Source organism: Arthrobacter sp. SW1 (assembly GCF_001766675.1).
GTDB lineage: Bacteria > Actinomycetota > Actinomycetes > Actinomycetales > Micrococcaceae > Arthrobacter.
In genome coordinates this window covers 409,344-433,026 of record NZ_MJLT01000001.1, presented here as the reverse complement: position 1 = coordinate 433,026, position 23,683 = coordinate 409,344, and the positions used below count along the sequence as shown (strand labels likewise).

22 protein-coding genes are annotated in these 23,683 nt (G+C 66.1%); 12 read left to right on the top strand and 10 right to left on the bottom strand.

Annotated features, from left to right (window positions below; genetic code table 11):
• Positions 1-51: 51 nt before the first annotated feature.
• The gene (locus tag BIU82_RS02050; RefSeq protein WP_070347769.1) at positions 52-714 is read right to left on the bottom strand and encodes an NAD(P)-binding domain-containing protein; all 663 of its coding nucleotides are present in this window, start codon (positions 712-714) and stop codon (positions 52-54) included.
• A 95-nt stretch (positions 715-809) separates the two neighbouring features.
• Between BIU82_RS02050 and BIU82_RS02045 the strand changes: the two genes are divergently transcribed.
• The gene (locus BIU82_RS02045) at positions 810-1,220 is read left to right on the top strand and encodes a chorismate mutase (RefSeq protein WP_070347768.1); all 411 of its coding nucleotides are present in this window, start codon (positions 810-812) and stop codon (positions 1,218-1,220) included.
• 18 nt (positions 1,221-1,238) lie between these two features.
• The gene (locus tag BIU82_RS02040) at positions 1,239-2,267 is read left to right on the top strand and encodes a hypothetical protein (protein ID WP_070347767.1); all 1,029 of its coding nucleotides are present in this window, start codon (positions 1,239-1,241) and stop codon (positions 2,265-2,267) included.
• Positions 2,268-2,283: 16 nt separating this feature from the next.
• On the opposite strand, the gene BIU82_RS02035 is transcribed toward BIU82_RS02040, so the two are convergent.
• From BIU82_RS02035 to BIU82_RS02010, 6 genes are read right to left on the bottom strand one after another with little or no spacing between them, the layout of a single operon-like run.
• Positions 2,284-3,003 carry a DUF4166 domain-containing protein gene (locus tag BIU82_RS02035; protein WP_070347766.1) on the bottom strand — a complete coding sequence of 240 codons (720 nt, stop codon included), beginning with the start codon at positions 3,001-3,003 and terminating at the stop codon, positions 2,284-2,286.
• On the bottom strand, positions 3,000-4,292 hold the full coding sequence (locus tag BIU82_RS02030) for a DUF58 domain-containing protein (protein ID WP_070347765.1): 1,293 nt from the start codon (positions 4,290-4,292) through the stop codon (positions 3,000-3,002). Before BIU82_RS02030 ends, BIU82_RS02035 begins: the two co-directional genes overlap by 4 nt.
• Entirely contained in the window at positions 4,292-5,383 is a 1,092-nt protein-coding gene (locus tag BIU82_RS02025; RefSeq protein WP_070347994.1) for a MoxR family ATPase, read from the bottom strand. The genes BIU82_RS02030 and BIU82_RS02025 overlap by 1 nt, the downstream gene beginning before the upstream one ends.
• 44 nt (positions 5,384-5,427) lie before the next feature.
• Positions 5,428-6,615, bottom strand: coding sequence for a DUF4350 domain-containing protein (locus tag BIU82_RS02020; protein WP_070347764.1), 1,188 nt, complete (start codon positions 6,613-6,615; stop codon positions 5,428-5,430).
• Positions 6,612-7,298 carry a DUF4129 domain-containing protein gene (locus BIU82_RS02015; protein ID WP_070347763.1) on the bottom strand — a complete coding sequence of 229 codons (687 nt, stop codon included), beginning with the start codon at positions 7,296-7,298 and terminating at the stop codon, positions 6,612-6,614. Before BIU82_RS02015 ends, BIU82_RS02020 begins: the two co-directional genes overlap by 4 nt.
• Positions 7,295-8,398, bottom strand: a complete 1,104-nt coding sequence (locus tag BIU82_RS02010) for a hypothetical protein (RefSeq protein ID WP_253182642.1) — start codon at positions 8,396-8,398, stop codon at positions 7,295-7,297. Before BIU82_RS02010 ends, BIU82_RS02015 begins: the two co-directional genes overlap by 4 nt.
• A gap of 318 nt (positions 8,399-8,716) precedes the next feature.
• Between BIU82_RS02010 and mtrA the strand changes: the two genes are divergently transcribed.
• The 7 genes from mtrA (at position 8,717) to secA (ending at position 19,144) form a co-directional block, all read left to right on the top strand.
• A complete protein-coding gene (gene mtrA / locus BIU82_RS02005; protein WP_070347762.1) occupies positions 8,717-9,391 on the top strand; it encodes an MtrAB system response regulator MtrA in 675 nt (224 codons plus the stop codon).
• Between the two features lie 139 nt (positions 9,392-9,530).
• Positions 9,531-11,363: an MtrAB system histidine kinase MtrB gene (mtrB, locus tag BIU82_RS02000; protein WP_070347992.1), complete on the top strand. Its 1,833-nt coding sequence runs from the start codon at positions 9,531-9,533 to the stop codon at positions 11,361-11,363.
• The gene (locus tag BIU82_RS01995; RefSeq protein ID WP_171906471.1) at positions 11,356-13,062 is read left to right on the top strand and encodes an LpqB family beta-propeller domain-containing protein; all 1,707 of its coding nucleotides are present in this window, start codon (positions 11,356-11,358) and stop codon (positions 13,060-13,062) included. The genes mtrB and BIU82_RS01995 overlap by 8 nt, the downstream gene beginning before the upstream one ends.
• Positions 13,063-13,176: 114 nt before the next feature.
• Positions 13,177-14,145: a phosphoribosyltransferase family protein gene (locus BIU82_RS01990; protein WP_070347760.1), complete on the top strand. Its 969-nt coding sequence runs from the start codon at positions 13,177-13,179 to the stop codon at positions 14,143-14,145.
• Positions 14,146-14,291: 146 nt separating this feature from the next.
• Complete coding sequence (raiA, locus tag BIU82_RS01985; RefSeq protein ID WP_070347759.1) at positions 14,292-15,011, top strand: ribosome-associated translation inhibitor RaiA; 720 nt, start codon at positions 14,292-14,294, stop codon at positions 15,009-15,011.
• Between the two features lie 32 nt (positions 15,012-15,043).
• The gene (locus tag BIU82_RS01980) at positions 15,044-16,282 is read left to right on the top strand and encodes a crosslink repair DNA glycosylase YcaQ family protein (protein ID WP_070347758.1); all 1,239 of its coding nucleotides are present in this window, start codon (positions 15,044-15,046) and stop codon (positions 16,280-16,282) included.
• 114 nt (positions 16,283-16,396) lie between these two features.
• Positions 16,397-19,144 (top strand): preprotein translocase subunit SecA, encoded by a 2,748-nt coding sequence (secA, locus tag BIU82_RS01975; protein WP_070347757.1) that lies wholly within the window; start codon positions 16,397-16,399, stop codon positions 19,142-19,144.
• Positions 19,145-19,298: 154 nt separating this feature from the next.
• Here secA and BIU82_RS01970 read toward each other — a convergent pair whose 3' ends face one another.
• Positions 19,299-19,727, bottom strand: a complete 429-nt coding sequence (locus tag BIU82_RS01970; RefSeq protein ID WP_070347756.1) for an Rv3235 family protein — start codon at positions 19,725-19,727, stop codon at positions 19,299-19,301.
• 35 nt (positions 19,728-19,762) lie between these two features.
• Positions 19,763-20,584, bottom strand: a complete 822-nt coding sequence (locus BIU82_RS01965; protein ID WP_139146461.1) for a hypothetical protein — start codon at positions 20,582-20,584, stop codon at positions 19,763-19,765.
• 141 nt (positions 20,585-20,725) lie between these two features.
• Here BIU82_RS01965 and BIU82_RS01960 point away from each other — a divergent pair, with 141 nt between their 5' ends.
• Positions 20,726-21,286: a hypothetical protein gene (locus BIU82_RS01960; RefSeq protein WP_070347754.1), complete on the top strand. Its 561-nt coding sequence runs from the start codon at positions 20,726-20,728 to the stop codon at positions 21,284-21,286.
• A gap of 9 nt (positions 21,287-21,295) precedes the next feature.
• Here BIU82_RS01960 and BIU82_RS01955 read toward each other — a convergent pair whose 3' ends face one another.
• On the bottom strand, positions 21,296-21,517 hold the full coding sequence (locus BIU82_RS01955; RefSeq protein WP_070347753.1) for a helix-turn-helix domain-containing protein: 222 nt from the start codon (positions 21,515-21,517) through the stop codon (positions 21,296-21,298).
• Positions 21,518-21,671: 154 nt separating this feature from the next.
• Here BIU82_RS01955 and BIU82_RS01950 point away from each other — a divergent pair, with 154 nt between their 5' ends.
• Positions 21,672-22,316, top strand: coding sequence for an SAF domain-containing protein (locus BIU82_RS01950; protein WP_070347752.1), 645 nt, complete (start codon positions 21,672-21,674; stop codon positions 22,314-22,316).
• Complete coding sequence (locus BIU82_RS01945; protein ID WP_070347751.1) at positions 22,313-23,629, top strand: chromosome partitioning protein; 1,317 nt, start codon at positions 22,313-22,315, stop codon at positions 23,627-23,629. The genes BIU82_RS01950 and BIU82_RS01945 overlap by 4 nt, the downstream gene beginning before the upstream one ends.
• The last annotated feature ends 54 nt before the right edge of the window (positions 23,630-23,683 follow it).

The following is a 23,683-nucleotide window of genomic DNA, read 5'->3' as shown; positions in this document are numbered from 1 at the left end:
CGGTATGCCGGGCGCCAGAACCCGTCGTCGAGCTGACCGCCGTCGAACGCGTCAGTCCTCCGAGACGATCGCCAGGTTGAACATCTTCCCTTGTGGCTGCTGCATGTAGAGCCGCAGCCACAAGGGAAGCCACATTTCCATCCCGCGGGCGGCATCCAGGCCGCCGAGGTCGCGGATCCGTCCGGGGCTCCAGCCGAAGGACTCCAACAGCCCGTGCACCACTGCCTTGGCCTCGGTGTCGTTGCCGGCCAGGAAGACCTCGTGTTCACCGCCGGCCAGTCGTTGGGGGTCCACCATCACGGGCGCGCTCATCGTGTTCAGGGACTTGACCACACGGGCCCGGGGGAAGGTGCGCTGGATGGTTTCGGCGATGCTGTCCGTGTTGCAGACGGACAACGACGGCGGAAACCCGGCCGAGTGGTCCAAAGGATTGGAGACGTCCAGGAGCACTTTGCCCTCAAGCCTGCCTTCGCCGGCTTCGTTGAGTGCGGCCAGGGACACTGTGCCCGGCGTGGCGTTGATGACCAGATCCGCCATGTCTGCGGCCTGCGCGAAGGATCCCGAGGACGCTCCGGGTCCCGCCGCGGCAGCCCACTCCGTGCCCTTGGGATTTCCCGCCTCGCGGGAACCCATCATCACTTCGTGGCCCAGCTCCACGAGCTTCCCGGCGAGCGCGTGGCCCACCATTCCTGTTCCGAGGACTCCGATTCTCATGCGCCCCATTCTGCTCCGGCGCGGCCGCCCTTGGACAGCATTCCGGCACGGGGTAACACCGGCGAACCGTTCTGCACAGAACATAGACTGGGGGAATGACCGAGCCGACGCATGCCATTTCCGAAGACACCCTTTCCGAGGACGTCTCCGAGACCACCGAATCCTTCGATCCTTCCGCAAGCTCCCTTGCCGGCCAGGTGGATCCTTCGGTCATGGATGAGCTGCTGTCCATCCGCTCCAGCATCGACAACATCGACGCCACGCTCGTGTTCCTCCTGGCCGAACGCTTCAAGGCCACGCAGAAGGTGGGCGTCCTCAAGGCCACGCATAAGCTTCCGGCGGGGGACCCCGGGCGGGAGGCAGCCCAGATCGCGCGCCTGCGCCGCCTCGCCGAGGAAGCGCACCTCGATCCGGCCTTCGCCGAAAAGTTCCTGAACTTCATCATCAGCGAAGTGATCCGCCACCACGAAGCCATTGCCGAAGACCACCAGGCCAAGCAGGACTAAACCGTGGCAGGACACCCGATGGCCGGAGTTCCGTCGACCCAGGTGACCGCAACCGCCCTGGGGCCCTGGCCCGGCACCGATCCGCTGGAAGCCGCCCGCACCATCCGCGGTGAACTGGGCAGCCCGCACCTTCCCTTCCTCGCCGAGCTTCCGGACCGGGGCGTCGGCGCCGATGCCGTGGGCCGCACGGCAGGCCTCCTGGCCGAACTCGCCGTGGACGTGCAGCCGCACGGTTGGCGACTGGTGGACCGCCCGGGGAAAGACCAGCAACGCGCCCGTTCCGCCCTCGCTACGGACATCAACGTCCTGGCGGATGTCGCCGGCGCGGAAGACAGCTCCGCCGACGCCGTCAAAATCCAGCTCGTCGGCCCGCTCAGCCTCGCCGCGAACCTGTACCTGCACAACGGTGAGCGGTCCCTGCTGGATTACGGCGCCCGGCGGGACGTCGCCGATTCCCTGGCAGCCGGCGTCGCGGACCATATCGAACGGATCCGGGCCGCGGTGCCCGGCGCCGCCGTCGTGGTCCAACTCGATGAGCCGGACATCGCGGCGGTCCTTGCCGGGACCATCCCGACGGCGAGCGGTTACCGTACCCTGCGCGCCGTACCGCAGGATGAAGCCACCGCGGCCTGGCGCCGGGTGGTGGATGCGCTGCGGGCAGCCGGCGTCGCGGAAACGGTGATTTCCGTGCCCGAGATCGAGGCTCCCATCGCACAGGTGCTGGCCGCCGGTGCGGACGGCGTGGCCGTGCCCCTGAAGGCCCTGACCACCAGGCAATGGGAGCAATTGGCCGGAGCGGTTGAGTCCGGCAAACGTCTCTGGGCCGGTGCCCTGCCGGCAAACGGAGGCCCCGTGCCGCGCACCTCGGAACTGGTGGAGACGGTCTGGCGGCCGTGGCACCAACTGGGCCTGCCGGCGTCGTCCCTCGAAACGTTGCGGGTGACACCGTCCGCCGGCCTTGCCGGGCACAGCCCCGCCGCGGCGAAGGACGTGCTCACGCGGCTGACGAAGCTCGCGGACGGGCTCAACCAGCTGGCGCTCGGCTAGCTTTTCGGGAACCCGCCTAAACGCGCGGTTCCCAGCGCTCCGGTTCCGCGTAGCGGGGGAGCCCGACGGCGGCCCCTTCCGCGGGTGCCCCGGGCAGCGAAAGCAGGGGAGCCAGGCGGTAGTCGAAGTACCCCGCGTAGACGAGGACGAGGCCGGCCTGCTTCTGCAGGACCTTCACCTGGATCCGGTGCTTGCCCGCTCCCGCGTCCCACCATTGCTCTGCGTAGGCGTTGGCGTCCAACAGGGCCGGAACGGCAAGCCGCAGCGGTCCCAAGAATGCCCGGCTCGCCGCGGAAATTCCGCGCAGCCGGCCTTCCGCGGTGACCTCAAGCCGGAGGTCCGTGGCCAGGCGCCGGTGCTTCCCGAGATAATCGACCAGACGGACGCGGCCGTTGTCCGGCACGGCGGAGGTGGTGTCGTGGAAGAGCCGGGTGCGTCCGGGGAAGCGGATTTCGCGCCGCGCGGTCAGGCTGGAACGGCCGAAGGGATCCAGGTGCGCGTGGTTTTCGATCCGGAACGGGACCATTTCGCCGTACTCGGGAAACAGCGCTTCCTCGCTGCCCATTAACGAAAGGAACGGCCGCAGCCAGCGTTGGCGGCAGCCCACCAGCTCGAACACGCCCTCACCGATGCCGTAGGAACCGGAACCCGGGGCCAAGGAGAAATAGTCCTGGAGCTCGGGCTGGAGCCGGCGGAAATCGGCGCCGAGCGCTTGTTCGTAAATGGGGGTGTTCATAGCCTGCCTGCTGCCTTCAACCGGATGTATGCGTCTGCGAGCTTGGGCGGCAGGTCCAGCGGTTCCGCATCCACCACCTCGGCTCCCGACTGTTTCAACTGTGCAGCTACTGCGGCCCGGTCCAGCAGGGCACGTTCGGCCGCTGCCGCGCGGAAGACCTGGCTCGCCGTCGTCCGCTCCGCGGCCATGGCGCCCAGCAGCGGGTCCCGCACCGCCCCGACCACCACCACATGCTGCAGGGACAGTTGCTCCACGGTGGGAATGAGGGTGTCTTCGGGGACGCCGCTGTCCAGGGACGTCAGCAGCACCACCAGCGATCGGTGCGCGGAAACCGCCCGTACCTGGGCCGGCACCTGGCTCCAGTCCATCTCGATCAGTTCCGCTTCCAGGGGCGCCATGGCCTGGACCAGCCTGCCGAGCAGGGTTCCCTTCGACGCGGAATCGACCCGGCCGCGGACCCGCCGGTCGAAGGCGAGGAAGTCCACCCGGTCGCCTCCGCGTTCGGCGAGCACTGCGAGCAGCAGGGCCGCCTCTATTCCGGTGTCGAGCCGGGGCTCATCCCCGATCCTTGCGGCGGCGGTGCGGGAGGTGTCCAGGACGATGACGACGCGCCGGTCGCGTTCGGGCCGCCAGGTACGGACGACGACGGCGGTGCGCCGGGCGGTGGCGCGCCAGTCGATGGAGCGGACATCGTCGCCGCGGACGTAGTCGCGCAGGGAATCGAATTCGGTTCCCGCGCCGCGGATCTGCACGGCCGCCTTGCCGTCCAGCTCGCGCAGCTTGCGGAGCTTCGAGGGCAGGTGCCGCTTCGAATGGAAGGGCGGCAGGACCCGGAGGCTGCCCGGAACCGGGAGGGTACGCTGGCGCGCGGCCAGGCCGAGGGGGCCGAAAGAACGCACGGTGACATGCGGTGCGGTGAGATCCCCCCTGCGTGTCGGGACGAGCCGCACCGTCATGCGGCGCCGCTCGCCGGCGGGCACGGTCATCCTCTGGACCGGATCCACCGCCCCGGCGGAAGGCTGCCATGCGTCCCGAACCAGTGCACGGAGGGCCCGGCCGTTGTTGTTCGTCAGCAGGAGGCGGCTCTCGGCGCCGGAGTGCAGCGTGACATTGGCGGCCTGCTGCCGCTCGATGGCGACCTTGCGTGGCGAGGCGGCCAGCACGGCGTCAAGTACCGCCAGCGCGATCAAGCCCGCGCACAGCAGTCCCGCCGTCGCCCACGAGGGAAACAGCAGCATCGGCACCAGCGCGGCTGCCGCCAGCAGCACCAGTCTTCCGGTGATGGTCATCAGCGGGGCACGGGGACGGACGCGAGGATGCTGCCGAGGACGTCATCGACCTGCACGCCGTCCATCTGGGCTTCCGGCCGCAGGCCCACCCGGTGCCGCAGGCAGGGCAAGGCGAGGGCCTTGACGTCGTCGGGGGTGACGAAGTCCCGTCCGGAGAGCCAGGCCCAGGCCTTCGAGGTGTTGAGCAGCGCCGTGGCACCACGAGGAGAAACGCCGAGCTGGAACGACGGCGCCGCCCGGGTCGCGCGGACCACGTCCACGATGTAAGCCAGGATTTCCGGGGCCACCCGCACCGCTGCGACCTTGTCCCGGGCGCTGTCCAGTTCGCTGCCGCCGGCCACCGCGTTGACGCCGGCGGCCACCAGGTTCCGAGGATCAAAGCCTTCGGCATGCCGTCTGATGACTTCGATTTCCTCGTCGCGCGCGGGCAGCGGCATGGTGAGCTTGAGCAGGAAGCGGTCCAGCTGGGCTTCGGGCAGGGGATAGGTGCCTTCGTACTCCACCGGGTTCTGCGTGGCGGCCACGATGAACGGCGCAGGAAGCGGACGGGATACGCCGTCGGCCGAGACCTGCCGCTCCTCCATGGCTTCCAGCAACGAGGCCTGAGTCTTGGGCGGCGTGCGGTTGATTTCGTCCGCCAGCAGGATGTTCGTAAACACCGGCCCCTCGCGGAAGGTGAACTCCGAGGTGTGGGAATCGTAGACCAGGGAGCCGGTGACATCGCCGGGCATGAGGTCCGGGGTGAACTGCACGCGTTTGGTGTCAAGGCTCAGGGCCTTGGACAGTGCGCGGACCAGCAGGGTTTTCGCGACGCCGGGAACGCCTTCCAGCAGTACGTGCCCGCCGCAGAGCAACGCGATCAGCATGCCAGTCACCGTGGAATCCTGCCCGACGACGGCCTTGCCGACTTCCTGCCGCACGTCCAGGAGTGCCTGGCGGGCCGGGTCGCCGGAAGCCGGACTTGCGGCAGGTGCTGCCGCAGCGGGCGCCTGCGGCGGGACTGCTGCACCGGCTGAGGGGACCCCACCCGGGTATCCCGCGACCGGACCGGCGGGCGACGGCGGCGCTCCGCCGTCGTAAGAGGGATTCATTCCGGTGTAACCTTCCCACCGCATGTTCGGCTCCATGTTGTTGTTCACCGGGCTGATGCCTCCTGCTCGAGTTGTTCCAAAGTCTGTGCCCACTGCACCAGGCCGGACTGCGAATCCGGGCGGTGGTCGAAGATGTTCCGTACTTCCACGGGCGGGCGGCCCGTCTTTCGCGAGACTGCGTCCACCAGCGCACCGATGCCGGCTTCCGGCCCTAACCGGAAGACCCTCGCGAGGCGGACGGCGGTTCCGGCATGCAGGTTGGCAGCTGCGCGGTCCAAGGCGCGGGAATCCTGGTAGAGGCGGGCGCGCCCTTCCGCGGTTTCGGCGGCCTTCACCACCACGGGCAGGGGCTCGAATACGAGCGGGCCAAGCCGGCGCCCGCGCCACAGCACCGCCAGGACGGCGATGAGCAGGAGCCAGGGGCCCAGGAAGGCAACCCACGGCGGAGCAAGCTCATCCAAGGTGGCGGGGTTCCTGTCCGGTGGCACGTCGCCGAGCCCGGGCAGGTACCAGACCAGATCGGGGGAGGTTCCCAGTGTGCGGAGCGCCAGCGCCGCATTGCCCCGGTCATCCAGGAGGTCATTGCTGAGCAAATCGGGGCTTCCGAGGACCACCACCCGGCCGTTGCCGGCAGCCGCGTACAGTCCGCCTCCGGTTTCCACCCGGTAGCAGATATTTCCGTCGCCGGTGTAGAGCTGGCCCTTCTTGACTGACACGTTGCCGGCGATGCGGGGATCGTCCACCTCGCAGCCGGGCTCCAGTACCCCTTTGCCTTCGGGGACCACGCCGGCGTTGCGGAGTCCGCCGCTGTCGAGGGCCCGGAGGGTGCGTCTCGCCGGGCTGACCACCACGGTGCGGCCTGCGGCACCGCGCAATCGGCGGAGCTGTTCGTCGCCGAGGTAGCCGTTGCGGTCGTACAGGAGCAGCGTCGCTGTGCCGTCCTTGGCATCCAGCATGGCCAGGGCTTCTTCGAAGGAGCCGGGCTCGGAGACGTCTACGCCCTGTGTCCGGAGGATTTCGGCCACAGCCATCGCGCCTGCGGGAGCCGGGTTCCCCGGCGACAGCACGCGTTCATCGGGGTCCGAGGCAAGCCGCGAGATGATCACATAGGCGAGTGTCAGGGCCACGATCGAGCCGATGACGATCCATACGAGGTGGCGTCGCAGGAAGCTTTGCCGGGGTGCTGCGTCGCCTGCATCCGTGTGCGCGGCCTGCTGTTCGAGCGCCGTCATTTCGGCACCGCCAGCCTGTGCCCGGGGTCGCCGAGGTAGTCGGGTTTGAGCGTTGACAGCTCCGCGTCCAGGCTCTTGAGGCTTTCGTACTGCTCCGGGCCCGAGGCGGCGCGGCCGTACTTGACGGCGTCAAACAAGGCCGCAGCCGTTTCCAGGCGGTCTTGGCTTCCGCTGAATGCACGGGCAAGTTGGGCGGCCGCTTCGTCCGCGGTGCGGCCGGCCTGCGGGTCGAGCACCGTGCGGTCCTCCGCCGAGCGCACTATGGCACGGAATTGTTCGACGACGGCGGTGCTCCAGTCACCCCGCGCGGCCGCGGCGGCCGCCCGCTTGCGGAAGGTACCGGCGTCGACGTTGGATTCCGCATCGAAAACCGCCGCGGAGGCCTGCTTACGGGCGGCGTTCAGCCGCGGCCGGACCACGATGACCGCCACAATCAGCAGGACGACGGCGAGCGAAACGAGCAGCGGCCAGGTCCAGTCCGGAGCAGGGCCGGGGATGTCGCCGTTGAGCGAGCCGAGCCACTCCAGGAAGTCGTCGAGCAGTTGTTCGAGCCAGTTTGGCTGTGCTGCGGCATATTGCGGTTTGGCCAGTTCCTCGATCGCCCAGCGCCGGGCCTCGTTCCGGTCCGGGTCGACCGGGACGTCGGCGGCCAGGACTGCGGCCATGGCGGAGAGCGCCGTCATGCCGTCGGATATCCGTTGGCGGAGTTTCCCGGCCAGTTACCGGGCCGGGCGGAGTGGCCGCGGCCGGGCACGCCGTCGGGATCGCTGCCTGTCTCGAGCATCCGCAGGAGTTCCACGTCCAGGCCGTCCCGGCGCATCCGCATGTCCACATAGAGCAAGGCGGAGATCGCTGTCTGGAACGCGAAGCCCACGGCTGCGATCAACGCAGCGACCACCATGGAAACGATGGTCAGCACGAGGAACGTAGTGATGTCCTGTTCAGGTGACGCATGGGGAGATACCACCGCGCTGATTCCACCGGAGGCGATACCGAGGGGGAACTGGACTACCTGGCCGATCACCCCGACGATCAGCCAGGCCACCAGCACGATGCCGAAGGTCCGCCACCAACTGGCAGTGGTCAGCGACCAGGAGCGGCGCATGGATTCCAGCACACCCAGTTCCTCGATGGCCAGGGCTGGAGGCGCGACGAGCAGCTTGATGTAGAGCCACAGCGTCAGGGCAGCGGCGCCCAGTCCAAGGGGCAACACGATGAGGATCCCCGCGGGCCCCATTGCGGTGATAATGGCCACGGCCAGGAGAGCCAGGAGTCCGAAGGGCAGCACCTGGATCAGGAGCAGCAGAGCGGCCAGCCCGGTGAGTGCCAGCAGGCGGTGGCGTACTAACGCCCACATCTGTTTGAAACCGGTTTTCCGGTTGAGCGCCGAGCGCGAGACGGGCACGGCCATGACGCCGCCCAGGATGGCAAGCAGGAAGCTGGCCAGCAGCGTGACGCCCAGCGCACCTGCGAACAGGCTGAGAATCGGCCCCGCGAGGGAGGAAAACGCTTCGTCGTCCATGCGGCGGCTGTCAAGGTCGTCCATGGCAACGAAGAGGCCGATGCTGCCGGCCACCAGTGTTGCGGAAAGAAGCAGCACCATGCATTGGCCGAGCAGGGCGGAGCCGAGCATGGACGCAGGGTTCCTGCGGATGGTCTGGAAGGCGCCGTCCAGGATTTCGCCGAACAGCAAGGGGCGCAAGGGGACGATTCCCGGTTTGGGAGGGGCGATGTATTGAGGCTGGCCGTAAGGGTTTCCCGGCGCGGCGTGCCAGCCGGGCATTTGCTGGCCCCACTGCGGCTGGCCTCCGTAAGGCTGCCCCCACTGTGGCTGCTGGCCCCAGTGCGGTTGGCTCCCGTACGGTTGGCCCGACGGCGGACCGCCGGCGGGCGGTTGACCCCACTGCGGCGGTTCGCCTGCTCCGGGTCCTGTTTCTGACACGTTTGCCTCCCCAAAGTACCGTGTCCGCCCAGCCTATAGTTCCGCCGTCGCAGCTCATAGCCCGCGCCACGGCGGGTGCGCCGGGCATGAACGCAGCGGCGCCATGCCGTGATCCGTCGTCAACGGGACAATGGCCATTCGATGGGGGAATATATAACTATGAAGGCACGCATCCTGGTAGTTGACGACGACGAAGCACTGGCCGAAATGATCGGCATCGTGCTCCGCAACGACGGCTTCGATCCGGTATTTTGCGCAGACGGGGGTCAGGCGCTTGACGTTTTCCGTTCCTCCCGGCCGGACCTTGTCCTGCTGGACCTCATGCTCCCCGGTTCGGACGGCATCGAGGTCTGCCGGCAGATCCGCGGCGAATCGGACGTCCCCATCGTTATGCTGACAGCCAAGTCGGACACCTCCGACGTCGTCCGCGGCCTCGAATCCGGTGCCGACGATTACGTGCCCAAGCCCTTCAAGCCTGCCGAGCTCGTGGCGCGCGTCCGTGCCCGGCTGCGTCCGGGCGAGCAGAAGGCGCCCGAGACCCTCCGGATCGCCGACGTGACGATCGACGTCGCCGGGCACATGGTCACCCGCGGCGGCGAGCGGATCTCGCTCACGCCCCTCGAGTTCGACCTCCTCGTTGCCTTGGCCCGCAAGCCGTGGCAGGTGTTTACCCGCGAACTGCTCCTCGAACAGGTCTGGGGGTACCGGCATGCGGCGGACACCAGGCTCGTCAATGTCCACGTCCAGCGTCTGCGCTCCAAGATCGAGCGCGACCCCGAAGCGCCTGAAGTTGTCCTGACGGTCCGTGGTGTCGGTTACAAAGCGGGATCCTGAGTCACCTTCCGGCAAGGCCGGTTCCGGAGCCACATCGTCGGATGCGCCGCCGGAAGAGCGAAGCGACCCTTCGGAACCTGGGCACGCTCCCGGCAGCCACATGCAAAGTCCCGGCAGCCACAAGCAGGGCGGTACCCGCATGACGGATGCCCGGCGGCTCATGTTGCTGGGCCGCATCTGGACCAGGCGCGCCCTGATCCTCGGCCTGCGGGTCTGGCGACTGGTTGTCACGGCGCTGCGGCATCTCCGGCCGGGACTGCGTTACCTCTGGAAGTCATTGCTGCGCCGATGGCGGCGTTCCCTGGAATTCCGCACGGTCATGATGACCATCGTGCTGTCCGTGGTGTCCTTCGCCGTCGTCGGGGCCTACCTGTCCAACCAGATCGCGAACAACCTCTTCCAGGAACGGCTGACCCAGGCTGAATCCGAAAGCCGGTACTACGTCAAGCAGGTGCAGGACACCTTCGACGGCGCCCAGGTCAACGATCAATCCAGCGTGATCACCCTGGTCTATGACACCCTCAACGCCGTCGAAGGCAATGGCTCCGTCATCCAGCGCCGCTACGTCTTCGAAGCCCTTCCGGAGCAAAACAAGCCCCGCAACCGCTGGGTGGAGTCCCGGGCTTCGGACCAGCTCACCGTCCGGGTCATCCCGTCGGAACTGCGCAAGGCCGTGCAGGAATCCGGCAAGGAACAGTACTGGGCTTCCACCGAATTCCCGGTGGGCAACCAGGACCACCCGGGCATCGCCGTCGGGAACAAAGTCACCTTCAACGGAACGGTCTACGAGCTTTACCTTCTCTACGACCTCGAAAACGCCCAGCAGACCCTGGACCAGATCCAAAACGTCCTGTGGGCCGGCGGTGCGGCGCTGATCATCATGATCGGCGGCATCGCCTGGTATGTCACCCGGAACGTCGTGAGCCCCGTGAGCCACGCCGCCGTCGTCTCCGAAAAGCTCGCCGCAGGGCAGCTGCAGGAACGCATGGTGGTCAAGGGCGAGGACGAGGTGGCGCGCCTCGGTGCCTCCTTCAACCACATGGCGGCAAGCCTCCAGGAACAGATCACTCAGCTGGCCACCCTGTCGCAGATGCAACAGCGCTTTGTTTCCGACGTCTCGCATGAACTCCGGACGCCCCTGACCACCGTGCGGATGGCCGCGGAGGTCCTGTTCGATGCGAGGGAGAACTTCGATCCCATCAACCGGCGCTCTGCCGAGCTTCTCTACAACCAGGTGGAACGCTTCCAGTCCCTGCTATCGGACCTGCTGGAAATCTCGCGCTTCGACGCCGGAGCGGCCGTGCTCGAGGCCGAACCGCAGGACATCTTCCAGGTGATCGGCCAGGTCATCGAAGGCGCCGCTCCGGTCGCGGAAGAGTACGGCTCCGAGCTGCGGCTGACCTCCCGGAACAAAAGCATCATCGTGGAGATGGACTCCCGCAGGATCGACCGCATCCTGCGGAACCTGGTCTTGAATGCCGTGGAACACGGTGAGGGCAAGCCGGTGCACATCAGCGTGGCGGCGAACCACGAGGCGGTGGCCGTAACGGTCCGCGACCATGGAATCGGCATGACCCCTGCGGAAGCGGCCCGCGTCTTCGACCGCTTCTGGCGTGCCGACCCCGCCCGTGCCCGCACCACCGGCGGCAGCGGCCTCGGTCTGTCCATCGCCGCCGAGGACACCAAGCTGCACAACGGCTGGCTCCAAGCTTGGGGCCAGAAGGGCGCGGGGTCCAATTTCCGGCTGACCCTGCCGCTGAAGAAGGGCGGAACCATCGTGAAGTCGCCGCTGCACCTTGAGCCCCATGACCTGCGCCTGCCGGGTACCGCTGCGGACCGTCACGTGCTGCTTGTCGATCCACAGGAAAGCCCAGCGGACGACGGCGGCGCCTCCACCGCGGCCGGCTCGCCGGAGTCGGACGCAAGCGAAGGCCCGGACGCCCGCGAGGCGGGGGAGGCCGGTCGTGCGTAAGCTCCGTCGCGTTCCCTTGCTGCTGCTCGCGCTCCTGTCCTGCGTGGCGCTCGTGCTGAGCTCATGCGCCCAGATTCCGCGTTCCGGCCCAGTGGGCAAGAGCGAAGAGGAAAGCGCCGGCAACCTCAACGTTCCGGACTTCTTCCCGCCACCGCCGCAGCCAGGAGCCGGCCCGGAAACGGTGATCGAGGACTTCTATGGCGCCGGCAGCGGATACGCCGATGACTACGCGGTGGCCCGGCAGTACCTCACACAGTCCTTGTCCGTCCGCTGGAAGTCGGACAAGCGGACCCTCGTGTTCCGCAAAGCGGAAGTGGTCCGCACCGCCGTCGAGAACGAATTCAAGTACGAACTCGACCTCGCCTACGCTGTGGATGCCGATGGCATCGCCACCCACTACCCGGAGGGCACGCGGGAGAGCATTCCCGTCACCGTTGAAAAGGTGGAGGGCGAATGGCGCATTTCCGGTGTGCCGGACGGCACGGCCATTCCGGAACAGACCTTCCGGGTGATTTACGGCGCCTATCCCATCTATTTCTACGATCCAAGCTTCAACTATGCTGTTCCGGATTTCCGCTGGTTCATCAAGAAGAAGACAGTCAAGGCGATGACCAGCGCCTTGCTTGCCGGTCCGGCACCATACCTGCGCGGCGCCGTCGTCAGCGCTTTCCCCTCCGGGATCCGGTTGGTGCGCGAATCCGTGCCTGTGGTGTCCGGCGCCGCCCAGGTGGACCTGTCCGCGAAGGAACTGGTGGAGGCGTCCGCCGAAGACCGGCAGCGCATGCAGAACCAGCTCCTGCTGACCTTCAGGACCCAGCCGGATGTGATCAGTGTGCAATTGCGCGCGGACCAGGACCTCGTGCGCGTGGAGGACACGGGAGCTGTCCTTCCACCGGTCCTTGAGAAGAGCATTCCTTCGCGCCAGATCGCTGTCAGCAACGGGGAACTGGCACGCTACGAAAACAACCGCGTGTCGCCCTTGCCGGACATGGAAGCGGTGGCGGGGCTCGGGCCGAAGGCCCCTGCGGAATCACCGGTCTCCAAGGCGGTGGCTTTCCTCAACGGCTCGGGAACCACCCTGTACTCGATGCTTCCGGGCGAGGATCCGCGTCCATTGACCACCCGGAGCACGTTGACCCGCCCCTCCTTCAGTCCGCAGGACTGGGTATGGACCGCGGGACCCGATGCCAACGGAGCCACCCAGGTTGTGGCCTTCAAACCATCGGCGACCAAGCCTCCCACCTCGGTTGCCTTCGCTCCGCGTTGGCTGGCCGGCCGTGCGGTCAAGGAATTCAGGATCTCCCGTGAGGGCACCCGCGCACTGGTCATTTCGGAACTGCGCGGCCGGACCTCGGTCCACGTGACCGGCATCGTCCGCGACGCAAACGGGACACCCAAGGACCTCACGGCGCCCATTGCCCTTGAGGCAGCCAACGGTGTGGACCATGGGGTATGGGTGAATTCCACCACCGTGGTGGTGATGAAAGCTTCCGCCACGGGGAACGTCGTGCCTGAGCTTGTGTCCTTGTCCACCGGCCAGCCGCAGCAGCTTCCGGCATGGCCGGGCCTGACCGGCTTGAGCGCGGGTAATGGCCAGGACGATATTTACGGCCAGTCCGCCGCCGGTGTCTTCCAACGCGTGGGCAATGGCTGGGAACTGCAGCTCAAGGGACCTGTGGATCCTGCCTTCCCCGGCTAGGGATCCGCCCGTGTTATCCACATAGGCCGGTTTCCCGCTGGCGCGGCGGCGGCCCGCCATCGGAGGCTGGGCCATGGACCTATTTCCTTGTGCCCCGCCGCTGCGGAGCTTCCCGTGAAGCACGACGCCGGCAGCCGGCGTGCGCGGGACCCGGACCTTGGCGTGGTGCCTGGGCCAGGCGGCCGTCACCGCGGCGGCTACCGCCGCCCGCTGTCGCGGTTCCTCGACTCAGCGGCCATGGCCTGGAATGAGCTGCTCGCCCTGCTGTCACCCGTGGAATGCGTCTGCTGCGGACGGGAGGACACGGAGCTGTGCGGAGCCTGTGCGCGCCGGATCCGCGTCCTGTGTGCCAGGCCGTTTCGGGCCGAAGCCAGGGCGCCGGCCCTTCTCACGGTGGACGGAGCAGTCCTGGTGCCGGTCGTTGCCGTCGGGCATTACCGCGAAGAACTTGCGCAATCGCTGCTCTCCTTCAAGAAGCTGGGGCAGCGCCGCCTCGCCATGCAGCTTGGCGCCATGCTGGCCCGGGGCATTTCCGCCGCTGCGGGGGACCAACGCGTTGTTTGCCTGGTTCCTGTCCCGGGGACGGCCGCCGCGTACCGCCGTCGCGGATTCACGCCGGTCCTCATGCTGCTGCGCCGCGCCCTGAAACGGGAGGCGGGACGGACGCGGAGTACCGGCCCGCACATTCTGTGCGACGTGCTGCGCAAACGGGCAGCTGTTCCCGCGTCCGTTTTCCGGTGGAGTCCGGTGGAATGGGAGGCCTTTCGCCAGGGTTCCTCCAGGGCCGCGGGCCAGAAGGGCCTGGACCGGGGTGCACGTGCCCGCAGGGTCCGGGGCTCGATGCACGTGCGGGCCGGCCGCGGCCAGGTGATCCGCGGCAAGGCCTGCATCATTGTCGACGACGTCCTGACCACGGGGGCCACCATCGCCGAGGCCGCCAGGGCCGTTGAAGCAGCCGGTGGCTTGGTCCGCGGCGCCGTTGTCCTCGCTGCGACGCGCCCTCCCGGAGGGCCTGAAGCCGGTGTGAATGAAACACTTCGCGTTCCCGCGACTCAAATCAAATTTAAAGCTCCGAAGGGGTGAATTAGCGGTAACGATGAACTAACGTCGGAGATGGGTACCAAGAACAGATGTACCTGTCGATAGCGGCTCGGAAAGGGGCTCGACTGTCCGTCAGAAAGCCCCCATCAGTGCCGTTGTCGTGTCACCTGAGTTATTTGGAGGGCACCATGGAGTTCATGATCAGCGGCCGCAACCTGACCGTCTCGGATCGCTTCCGCGAGTACGCGGGCGAAAAGATTTCCAAGATCGAATCGCTCGGGGACAAGATCCAAAGGGTGGACGCCAAGGTTTCCAAGGAAAGCAACCCGCGCCAGAATCCCGGGCAGCTCACCGTGGAAGTGACAGTCATGGGGCGGGGTCCGGTCATCCGGGCCGAAGCCAGTGCCGCTGACAAGTTCGCAGCCTTCGACCTCGCGTACGGCAAGCTCCTGGAGCGGCTGCGCAGGGCGAAGGACAGGAAGAAGGTTCACCACGGGCGCCACACACCAAAGGCGGTGCGTGAAGCAACGGCAAGCCTCGAACCTGTCAGCACCAGCGAACCCATCTATGCATCCGCAAGCAACCACCAGGAACCGGCGGCTGCGGAAGCCTCACCATACGAAATCGACAACGACATCCCGGCCGGCGATTCTCCCGTGCTGATCCGCCGGAAAGTCTTCCCGGCGGCGTCGCTGACCATCGACGACGCCGTGGACAACATGGAGCTTGTCGGGCACAACTTCTACCTCTTCGTGGATAAGGAAACCAATACCCCGTCCGTGGTCTACCGCCGTCGCGGTTGGACCTACGGTGTGATCACCCTGGACTCGAACTGCGAACCCGGCAACGAAGCGGTGGAGGAGAAAATCCACGCCTACCGCTCCGATGACCAGGCAGCCACCGCCTAGCGTGGTCAGCTTCCCCTGACGAAAGGACTGGCATGGCCGCTTCGCTGAGCCTCAAGCAGGCACGGCGGATCGCATTGGCAGCCCAGGGTCTGGACAAGGTCCGGCCCACCGGTCCCGTAACATCACGGGCGGTGGGCCGGACCTTTGCCCGCCTGCAGCTGGTGCAGATCGACTCGGTAAACGTGTTATCGCGCAGCCATTACCTGCCGTTCTTCTCGCGGCTGGGCGGCTACGACCGTTCACTGCTCGACTCGCTTTCCGGGCGCAGTCCCCGCCGGATGATGGAGTACTGGGCCCACGAGGCCAGCTTCATCAGGCCCGAGCATTTCGCGGACCTCCTTCTATGGCAACGGCGCGGCTGGGTCGGGGCGGGCCACCTGGACAGGACTGTGCGGGAAGACATGGCCGTGCGGATCCTGGACACCCTCGCGGCGGGACGGCCGATGACGGCGGCACAGCTCACGGCCCGCCTGAGGCACCGGGAAGAACGCCGCACCGAGCAATGGGGCTGGAACTGGAACCTCGTCAAGCAGGTGCTTGAGCATCTTTTCGAAGAAGGCCTGGTCAGCTCGGCTTCGCGGACGGAGCAGTTCGAGCGCCGCTACACCCTGACATCACGGGTCCTTCCAGCTGCGGTACAGGCGCCGGATGCCGACCACCGCTCTGCTAACGGCGACGGCGACGCGCGGGCCGCCGCCGTCGTCCGCCTGATCGATGCCGCGGCGCAGGCCCACGGGATCGGGACGGCACGCTGCTTTGCAGACTACTTCCGGACCCCGGTGAAGGCTGCTGCCCTCGCCGTCGGCGAGCTCGTCAGGCAGGGCCGCCTGGAGAAGGTGACAGTGCGTGGCTGGGATCGTGAACTGTACCGCCATGTGGAAGCGCGCATGCCCCGGAAAGCCTCCGGCCGCGCGCTCCTGAGTCCCTTCGATTCCCTGGTTTTCGAACGCCGAAGGCTGCATGAACTCTTCGGCTTCCATTACCGGATCGAAATCTACACCCCGGCACCCAAGCGGAAATACGGCTACTACGTCCTTCCTTTCCTGCTGCGGGACAGCATCGCCGCCCGGGTGGACCTCAAAGCGGATCGGGCCGGAAGGCTCCTGCTGGTGAAGTCTGCCCATGCGGAGGCAGATGCGCCCAACGACACCGCAAGCGAACTCGCTGCGGAACTTCGGCTGATGGCCCGCTGGCTGGACCTTGACGACGTCGTCGTCTCGCCGGAAGGCGGACTCGCAGCACAGCTCGCCGTCGAAATGCGCGCTTCGTAAGCCTGCCCGGCGCGTGGCGCTCCGCTCTCAGGGGAACAACGCTGTTTGGTGTTGTACGCTCCCGTAGACTGAAACCGCCAGAATTCGGCAGCTTGAGACTGGGAGCAACTTCACGTGGCATCACTTATCGAAAAACTTCTCCGCACGGGTGACAAAAAGACCCTGAAGCAGCTGCGGAGCTATGCCGATTCCATCAATGCCCTTGAAGATTCCTTCAAGACTTTCACCGACGCCGAGCTCCGCGAAGAGACCGACGTCCTCCGGGCGCGCTACAAGGACGGCGAGCACCTCGACGCCCTGCTTCCCGAAGCCTTTGCGGCAGTGCGCGAAGCGTCCTCCCGTACCCTCGGCATGCGGCACTTCGACGTCCAGCTGATGGGCGGTGCGGCCCTGCACCTTGGCAATATCGCCGAAATGAAGACCGGTGAAGGCAAGACCCTCGTAGCTACTGCCCCCGCCTACCTCAACGCCCTCACCGGAAAAGGCGTCCACGTCGTTACGGTCAACGACTACCTCGCCGAGTACCAGTCCGAGCTCATGGGCCGCGTCTACCGTTTCCTGGGCCTGAGCAGCGGCTGCATCCTCTCCAAGCAGGACCCTTCTGCCCGCCGCGAGCAGTATGCCGCCGACATCACCTACGGCACCAACAACGAATTCGGCTTCGACTACCTGCGCGACAACATGGCGTGGGACAAGTCCGAGCTGGTCCAGCGCGGCCACCACTTCGCCATCGTCGACGAAGTGGACTCCATCCTCATCGATGAGGCCCGTACCCCGCTCATCATTTCCGGCCCTGCGCAGGGCGACACCAACCGCTGGTACAGCGAATTCGCCAAGGTTGTCCAGCGGCTCCAGCCGGAAACCGACTACGAAGTCGACGAAAAAAAGCGCACTGTGGGCGTGCTCGAATCCGGCATCGAAAAGGTCGAGGACTACCTCGGCATCCAGAACCTCTACGAATCCGCCAACACTCCACTCATCGGCTTCCTCAACAACGCCATCAAGGCCAAGGAACTGTTCAAGCGCGACAAAGACTACGTGATCCTCGACGGCGAGGTGCTGATCGTCGACGAGCACACCGGACGCATCCTGGCCGGACGCCGCTACAACGAAGGCATGCACCAGGCCATCGAGGCCAAGGAAAATGTCGAGATCAAGGCCGAAAACCAGACGCTCGCCACGGTGACCCTGCAGAACTACTTCCGCATGTACGAGAAGCTCTCCGGCATGACCGGCACGGCCGAGACCGAGGCTGCTGAATTCATGAGCACCTACAAGCTCGGCGTGGTTCCGATCCCCACCAACCGGCCCATGCAGCGCATCGACCAGCCGGACCTTGTCTATAAGAACGAAATCGTGAAGTTCGATGCCGTGGTCAAGGACATCGCCGAACGCCACGAATCGGGCCAGCCTGTGCTTGTCGGTACCACCAGCGTCGAAAAGAGCGAATACCTCTCCCGGCTCCTGGCCAAGGAAGGTATCCGCCACGAGGTGCTGAACGCCAAGAACCACGCACGTGAAGCCGCCATCGTCGCCCAGGCAGGCCGTAAGGGTGCAGTAACCGTTGCGACCAACATGGCAGGCCGTGGTACGGACATCATGCTCGGCGGCAACGCGGAATTCACTGCGATCGCTGAACTCGCCAAGCGTGGCCTCGACCCGGAGGAAAACTCCGAGGAATACGAAGCAGCATGGCCTGAAGCGCTTGAGGCAGCCAAGCAGGCGGTCAAGGACGAGCACCAGGAGGTGCTCGAGCTCGGCGGACTGTATGTCCTCGGCACAGAACGCCACGAATCCCGCCGCATTGACAACCAGCTCCGTGGCCGTTCCGGCCGTCAGGGCGACCCGGGGGAGTCCCGCTTCTACCTGTCCCTGACCGACGACCTGATGCGCCTGTTCAATTCGGGCGCGGCAGAGCGGCTGATGAACAGCTCCGTGCCGGACGACGTCGCGCTTGAGTCCAAGCTGGTGTCCCGTGCGATCGCTTCCGCCCAGGGCCAGGTGGAAGGCCGCAACGCCGAGCAGCGCAAGAACGTGCTCAAGTACGACGACGTGCTGAACCGCCAGCGCGAAGCGATCTATGGTGACCGCCGCCGGATCCTCGAAGGCGACGACCTCCACGAGAAGGTCCAGTTCTTCCTCGAAGACACCATCAATGCTTTCATCGATGCGGCAACGGCCGAGGGCAGCGGCGACGACTGGGACTACAACCAGTTGTGGACCAACCTCAAGACGCTTTACCCGGTGACAGTATCCGCACAGGACATCATCGACGAGGCCGGCGGCAAGTCCCGCGTGACCGTGGAATTCCTGAAGAACGAAATCCTGTCCGACGCCCAGCTCGTCTACAAGGCACGCGAGGAAGCCATCGGTTCCGAGAACATGCGTGAGCTCGAACGACGGGTGGTCCTGTCCGTGCTTGGCCGCAAGTGGCAGGAACACCTCTACGAGATGGACTACCTCAAGGAAGGCATCGGCCTGCGCGCCATGGCGCAGCGCGATCCGCTGGTCGAGTACCAGCGCGAAGGCTTCACCCTGTTCCAGGGAATGATGGAAGCCATCCGTGAAGAAAGTGTCGGGTTCCTGTTCAACCTTGAGGTCGAGGTCACCCCGGCAGAAGACGTCCTGGTCGCCGATGACAGCGCGGAAGGAGCCCACACCGAGCACCACGATCCGCAGATCCGCGCGGCCGGTCTGCAGGCACCCGAGCGTCCCGCACAGCTGCAGTACACCGCTCCCGGCGAGGACGGTGCGAGCCAGACGCGTGTAGAGGGCCGGTCCGGAGGCGGACGCTCAGGCAACCCTGCAAAGGCCGCTGCTGACGACAAAGCCCGCAAGGCCCCCCGCAAGAAGCGGCGCTGATTCCGTGCCGCCGTCGGCGGACTGATCATGCGGTGAAGGAAATGAGGACCGGAACACCTGTTCCGGTCCTCATTCATCTATTGGGGTTTGCATTCAATGCCTTCCCTTGTCCGCGTGGATTCCGTTGCCCGCCGTTTTCATGCGGTGCGCGGGTTCAACCGATCTGGAGGGCTGTCACCTTCCAGGCGCCGTTGCTCAACTCGAGGCGCATGGCCACGGCGCGGGACCGAAGGTCTTCGCTGACGACCAGTGCCGTTTCGTAGACGGTCTCGCTGACGGCACAGGCGTGGACGGATCGGACTTGGGGATTGCGATGCAACCGGGGCCGGCCACTGCCGGTGCGGGCGGTGTGGACACGGGTCAGTGCAGCCCGGTGCTGGAGTGACGCAAAGCAGGCCGGATCCATGGAGCGCGACAACTGCTGGGCCGGGCGGGTTCCTGCCAGCACTTCGAGGGCGGCTTGGGCAATGCGAAGGGCGTGCATGCGCACATCGTGCTTTCCGGAAGCCGGCCGCGGTGTTCCAGCTTCGGCGTGGCTCCTGCGGGCGGAGGGAAGGGGGAGGACTGCGGTTGCTGCGCTCATGACGTGGATCCTTGCCTGTCTTGGGTGGGTTGCTGTCAGTTCTTCGGTGGTGCCTGGAGAATTTGCCCTGGGACAATCAGTCCGGGATCGCTGCCGATGACGTCTTTGTTGGCTGCGTACCACTTGGGCCAGTGGCCGGCGATGTCTGTTTCGCTCGCGCCCGCGCCGAGGTCCTTGGCGGCAATGCTCCACAATGAATCACCGCGCACGACGACTACTTCGCGTGCCCCTGAAGGATCCGCCTGTTGGGCGGCCCGGGTGACCTTGGTGCCGAGGAGGCCGGGATCGGCCGGGGGCCTCCGCGGTTGCCAGCGTGGGTCCAAAGCCGCGGCGCCGGCCTGGTGCGCAACTTCCCGGCCCTCGAGCGCTGCCAGCACTGTTGTTGCCTGGGCTGCCATCCGGGCCGGCTTGTCCGGTTCCTGGAGCGGGTTCCATCCGGCACTGATCGCGGTGGATGATGCCGGGGCCGACCACGCCGCATCAATTTCAGGCGTGGAGGCGTGGGCCAAAGGGGCGCCGAGCAGATTCAGGCCCAGGATAGCCAAAGCCAAGCGCCGCATGAACAACGGGGCCAGGCGGCCGCTGGCTTTCGCGCCCGCGGCGTGGCCGGCCTTCTGGCATATCGCTGATATGAAGGCCAACACCAGCGACAGGAACCACCACGCGACGATCAAGATGCCGGCTCCGGCGGCTGCGAAACCGATGACGTCAGTGAACATGAGGTCCTGGTTGCGGGCGGCCGAGGCCCTCCAACGTTCCACCAGCACAACCCCGAGTCCCAGGAGCAGGATGCCCAGGGACAGAATGGCTGCCGCCATCGCGGCGTCATGCCGAAGGGGCCTTTCCATTGCATTCATGGGATTCTCCTCGGTTTGATGCTGTTTGATGTCATTTGATGAATCTTGAATAAGTTTGAACACGTATCTGCTGTTTTGTCTAGTCGTGGTGGTGTTCGGCGAGGAATTGACCCTCTTGATGGGCGCGCTTACGCTGGCGTCATGCGATGGGATGCCCTCTTTCGGGACATGGAGGCGCAACTCGCCGAAGAGCAAAGGCTTGCGCTGGAATCCGAGATCTCGGAACGCGCCCGTGTGGAAATGGCCGGGATTGCCTTATCGGACCGGCTGCGGGCGTCATTGGGCGGGGACGTTGGCGTCCTGTTGTCCTCCGGCAGGCGGATTTCAGGGGTCCTGGCGCACGTGGGCAGTGAATGGCTCGTGCTGAACGAAGCCCCGCATCAGTGGCTCGTGCCGTATTCGGCTGTGGTGAGTTACCAGGGCGTGGGCCGCAGGGTCGTGCAGGATTCGGGCGTGCGATCGCGGCTGGGATTGGCCAGTGCCCTGCGAGGGCTGGCCAGGGACCGCTCCGATGTTTCGGTACATCTGTTGTCGCAGCAGGAGACCGCGTTGGCGGGCGTTATTGACCGCGTTGGAAAAGATCATTTTGACCTGGCGGCGACAACGGGGGATCCCCGGCGTCGTGCGAATGTCAGCTCCGTCGTGACGGTGCCGTTTGCGGCGATGACGGCGTTGCGCTCGTTGCGGGGCCCGGAAATCTAGGCCGTTCCGCTAGGAGTGGGAAGACTTGGCCTTCGCTTCTTCGATCATGCGGCTGGCCTCCGCGTAGCGTTCCTGGATGTATTGCTCCAGCATGGTTTCTTCAACGCGCCACTGGCCCCGGCCGCCCACCTGGATGGCCTTGAGTTCGCCGCTCCGCACAAGGGCATAGGCCTGCGGCGAATTGATCTGCAGCTGCTCGGCGACGTCTGCGAGGGTAAGGAAACGGGGCATGACTCCATTTTGCCACTTTTCGAAACCTTTGATCCGGTTATCCACAATTTGATGGGATTTGAGGGCCTTGACTTTGGAACCCGCGCGGGAGCCGTCAGAATGAATGCGACTTCCGGCCCGCGCGCCGTCCGTGAGAACCAGGGGAGATCCGATCATGAGTGCGAACACCACCGCCGCGGCCGCGCGGCTTAGGAAGCCGTCGTGGAAGGATCCCAGGTTGCTCGTCGGAATCCTCCTCGTGCTGGCCTCCGTGGCAGGGGTCATCGCCTTGGTCGGGGCTGCGGACCGCACCGTGCAGGTCTACGTGGCCCGTGAAGGTATCGCAGTCGGCCAGAAGCTGGACAAGGACGATGTCTCCGTGGTCAAGGTCCGGCTTGACGATGTCGAATCCGGTTACGTCACGGTGGAGGGCGGACTTCCCGAGGGCAAGGTTGCTGTCCAGCGGATCGCCAAGAACCAGTTGCTGCCCAAGGAAAGCCTGGGGGAGGCCGATGCCCTGGACCGCAAGCCGGTCGCCGTTACGGTTGAGGACTCCTTGCCTCCGCAGGCCGTCCCCGGTTCGCGCGTTGACGTCTGGGTCTCCTTGCCGGATGCGCAGAATGGCTTCGCCGAACCCCGCCTTCTGCTGCCGGGTGCTGAGATCGCCCAGGTCAACGAAGGCTCGTCCGCGCTCGGCGCGTCGAAGGAAACCGTCGTGCTGGTTCTCGTGACTGACGAACAGATGCCTAAGTTGCTGGGCGCCCAGGCGAACAAAGCGAAGGTCGCCGTGGTGTGGAACCCCGCAGGAACCTCGAAATGAGCATCCCGGTTGTTACCGTCGGACGGTCCCATGAGGATTTCGTCGGCGGGCTTGAAAGACTCCATGGCCCGGTGACCGTGGTCCGCCGTTGCGATGAGCTCGCCGAACTCCTTGCTGCCTGCCAAAGCGGACTGGCGCGGGCCGCCGTCGTAGCCGAAGGCAGCGAGGAGCTGACCGCATCACTTGTGGACCGGCTGTCCGCCGTGGGCGTTGCCGTCGTCGGACTTGTTGCGGACCCTGATGAATCCGCGCGCTTACGCGCGATCGGTGTAGTGACGGCCCTTCCCGACGTCGATGCGCCGGGACTGGCTGCGAAAATTTCCGACGCCGTACACCAGCTGACCGGACGCGGCCCCCGTCATGCGGATGGATGGGATGCAGGCCTCGCCGACCCGTCCGCCGGCCTGCGGGCCTCCGCGCCGGTGCCTGCGGAAGATGTGCCTGAACCAAGCGGTACCGGCGAGATCATTGCGGTCTGGGGCCCGGCCGGCGCTCCTGGCCGCACACTCCTGGCAGCGAACATCGCGGCCGAACTTGCCGCTGAAGGCAAGGCGGTCCTGCTGGTCGATGCCGATAGTTACGGTGCAAGCCTGGCTGCAACACTGGGACTGCTCGACGAGTCTGCGGGCCTGGCCCAGGCATGCCGCCTCGCGGAGCAGGGTCTCTTGGATGAAGATTCCCTGAAGAAAGTCTCGGCCTCGGTCTTCACCAAGTCGGGAGAATTCCGGGTCCTGACGGGGATCACGAGGGCGGACCGCTGGACGGAACTTCGTGCCGCCGCGCTCTCCACCGTCTTCGAACAGTCGAGGAAGATCGCCGACGTCATAGTCGTCGACGCAGGATTCTGCCTTGAGGCGGACGAAGAACTGAGCTTTGACACCATGGCCCCGCGGCGTAACGCAGCGACCCTGAGGAGCCTGGAGGTGGCGGATGCAGTGTTCGCCGTCGGCTCGGCGGACGCGATCGGAGTGCCCCGGCTTGTCCGCGGATTGGCGGAACTGGAAAATGCCGTGCCGCACGTGACGCCCAGGATTGTCCTCAACAAGGTCCGGGCGTCAGCAGCCGGCCGCTCTCCCGAACGCCAGCTGCGCGAAGCCTGGCAGCGGTACGCTCCCGGCGGCGACATTGAGGCCTTCCTGCCGGCCGACCCCGCGAGTTGCGATGCGGCCCTCCTCTCCGGGTCGGTCCTCTTTGAGGTCGCCCCGGAATCACCGCTGCGGCAAGCCATCGCCGGACTGGTTTGTGCGCCTGTCCAGGGAAATAGCAGATCCTCTGTACGCCCATCCAGAGCAAGGCGATTGCTTAAGCGTTAGGCTCGCCATGTGGGCTGCAAAGACGCAGCAATAAAGATGTGATGGAGGCGTGTG

Coding starts and splice junctions, on each gene's coding strand:
- BIU82_RS02050 (WP_070347769.1), bottom strand. CDS start 714: ATGAGAATCGGAGTCCTCGGAACAGGAATGGTGGGCCACGCGCTCGCC.
- BIU82_RS02045 (WP_070347768.1), top strand. CDS start 810: ATGACCGAGCCGACGCATGCCATTTCCGAAGACACCCTTTCCGAGGAC.
- BIU82_RS02040 (WP_070347767.1), top strand. CDS start 1,239: ATGGCCGGAGTTCCGTCGACCCAGGTGACCGCAACCGCCCTGGGGCCC.
- BIU82_RS02035 (WP_070347766.1), bottom strand. CDS start 3,003: ATGAACACCCCCATTTACGAACAAGCGCTCGGCGCCGATTTCCGCCGG.
- BIU82_RS02030 (WP_070347765.1), bottom strand. CDS start 4,292: ATGACCATCACCGGAAGACTGGTGCTGCTGGCGGCAGCCGCGCTGGTG.
- BIU82_RS02025 (WP_070347994.1), bottom strand. CDS start 5,383: ATGAATCCCTCTTACGACGGCGGAGCGCCGCCGTCGCCCGCCGGTCCG.
- BIU82_RS02020 (WP_070347764.1), bottom strand. CDS start 6,615: ATGACGGCGCTCGAACAGCAGGCCGCGCACACGGATGCAGGCGACGCA.
- BIU82_RS02015 (WP_070347763.1), bottom strand. CDS start 7,298: ATGACGGCGCTCTCCGCCATGGCCGCAGTCCTGGCCGCCGACGTCCCG.
- BIU82_RS02010 (WP_253182642.1), bottom strand. CDS start 8,398: ATGCCCGGCTGGCACGCCGCGCCGGGAAACCCTTACGGCCAGCCTCAA.
- mtrA (WP_070347762.1), top strand. CDS start 8,717: ATGAAGGCACGCATCCTGGTAGTTGACGACGACGAAGCACTGGCCGAA.
- mtrB (WP_070347992.1), top strand. CDS start 9,531: ATGACGGATGCCCGGCGGCTCATGTTGCTGGGCCGCATCTGGACCAGG.
- raiA (WP_070347759.1), top strand. CDS start 14,292: ATGGAGTTCATGATCAGCGGCCGCAACCTGACCGTCTCGGATCGCTTC.
- BIU82_RS01980 (WP_070347758.1), top strand. CDS start 15,044: ATGGCCGCTTCGCTGAGCCTCAAGCAGGCACGGCGGATCGCATTGGCA.
- BIU82_RS01970 (WP_070347756.1), bottom strand. CDS start 19,727: ATGAGCGCAGCAACCGCAGTCCTCCCCCTTCCCTCCGCCCGCAGGAGC.
- BIU82_RS01965 (WP_139146461.1), bottom strand. CDS start 20,584: ATGAATGCAATGGAAAGGCCCCTTCGGCATGACGCCGCGATGGCGGCA.
- BIU82_RS01960 (WP_070347754.1), top strand. CDS start 20,726: ATGCGATGGGATGCCCTCTTTCGGGACATGGAGGCGCAACTCGCCGAA.
- BIU82_RS01955 (WP_070347753.1), bottom strand. CDS start 21,517: ATGCCCCGTTTCCTTACCCTCGCAGACGTCGCCGAGCAGCTGCAGATC.
- BIU82_RS01950 (WP_070347752.1), top strand. CDS start 21,672: ATGAGTGCGAACACCACCGCCGCGGCCGCGCGGCTTAGGAAGCCGTCG.
- BIU82_RS01945 (WP_070347751.1), top strand. CDS start 22,313: ATGAGCATCCCGGTTGTTACCGTCGGACGGTCCCATGAGGATTTCGTC.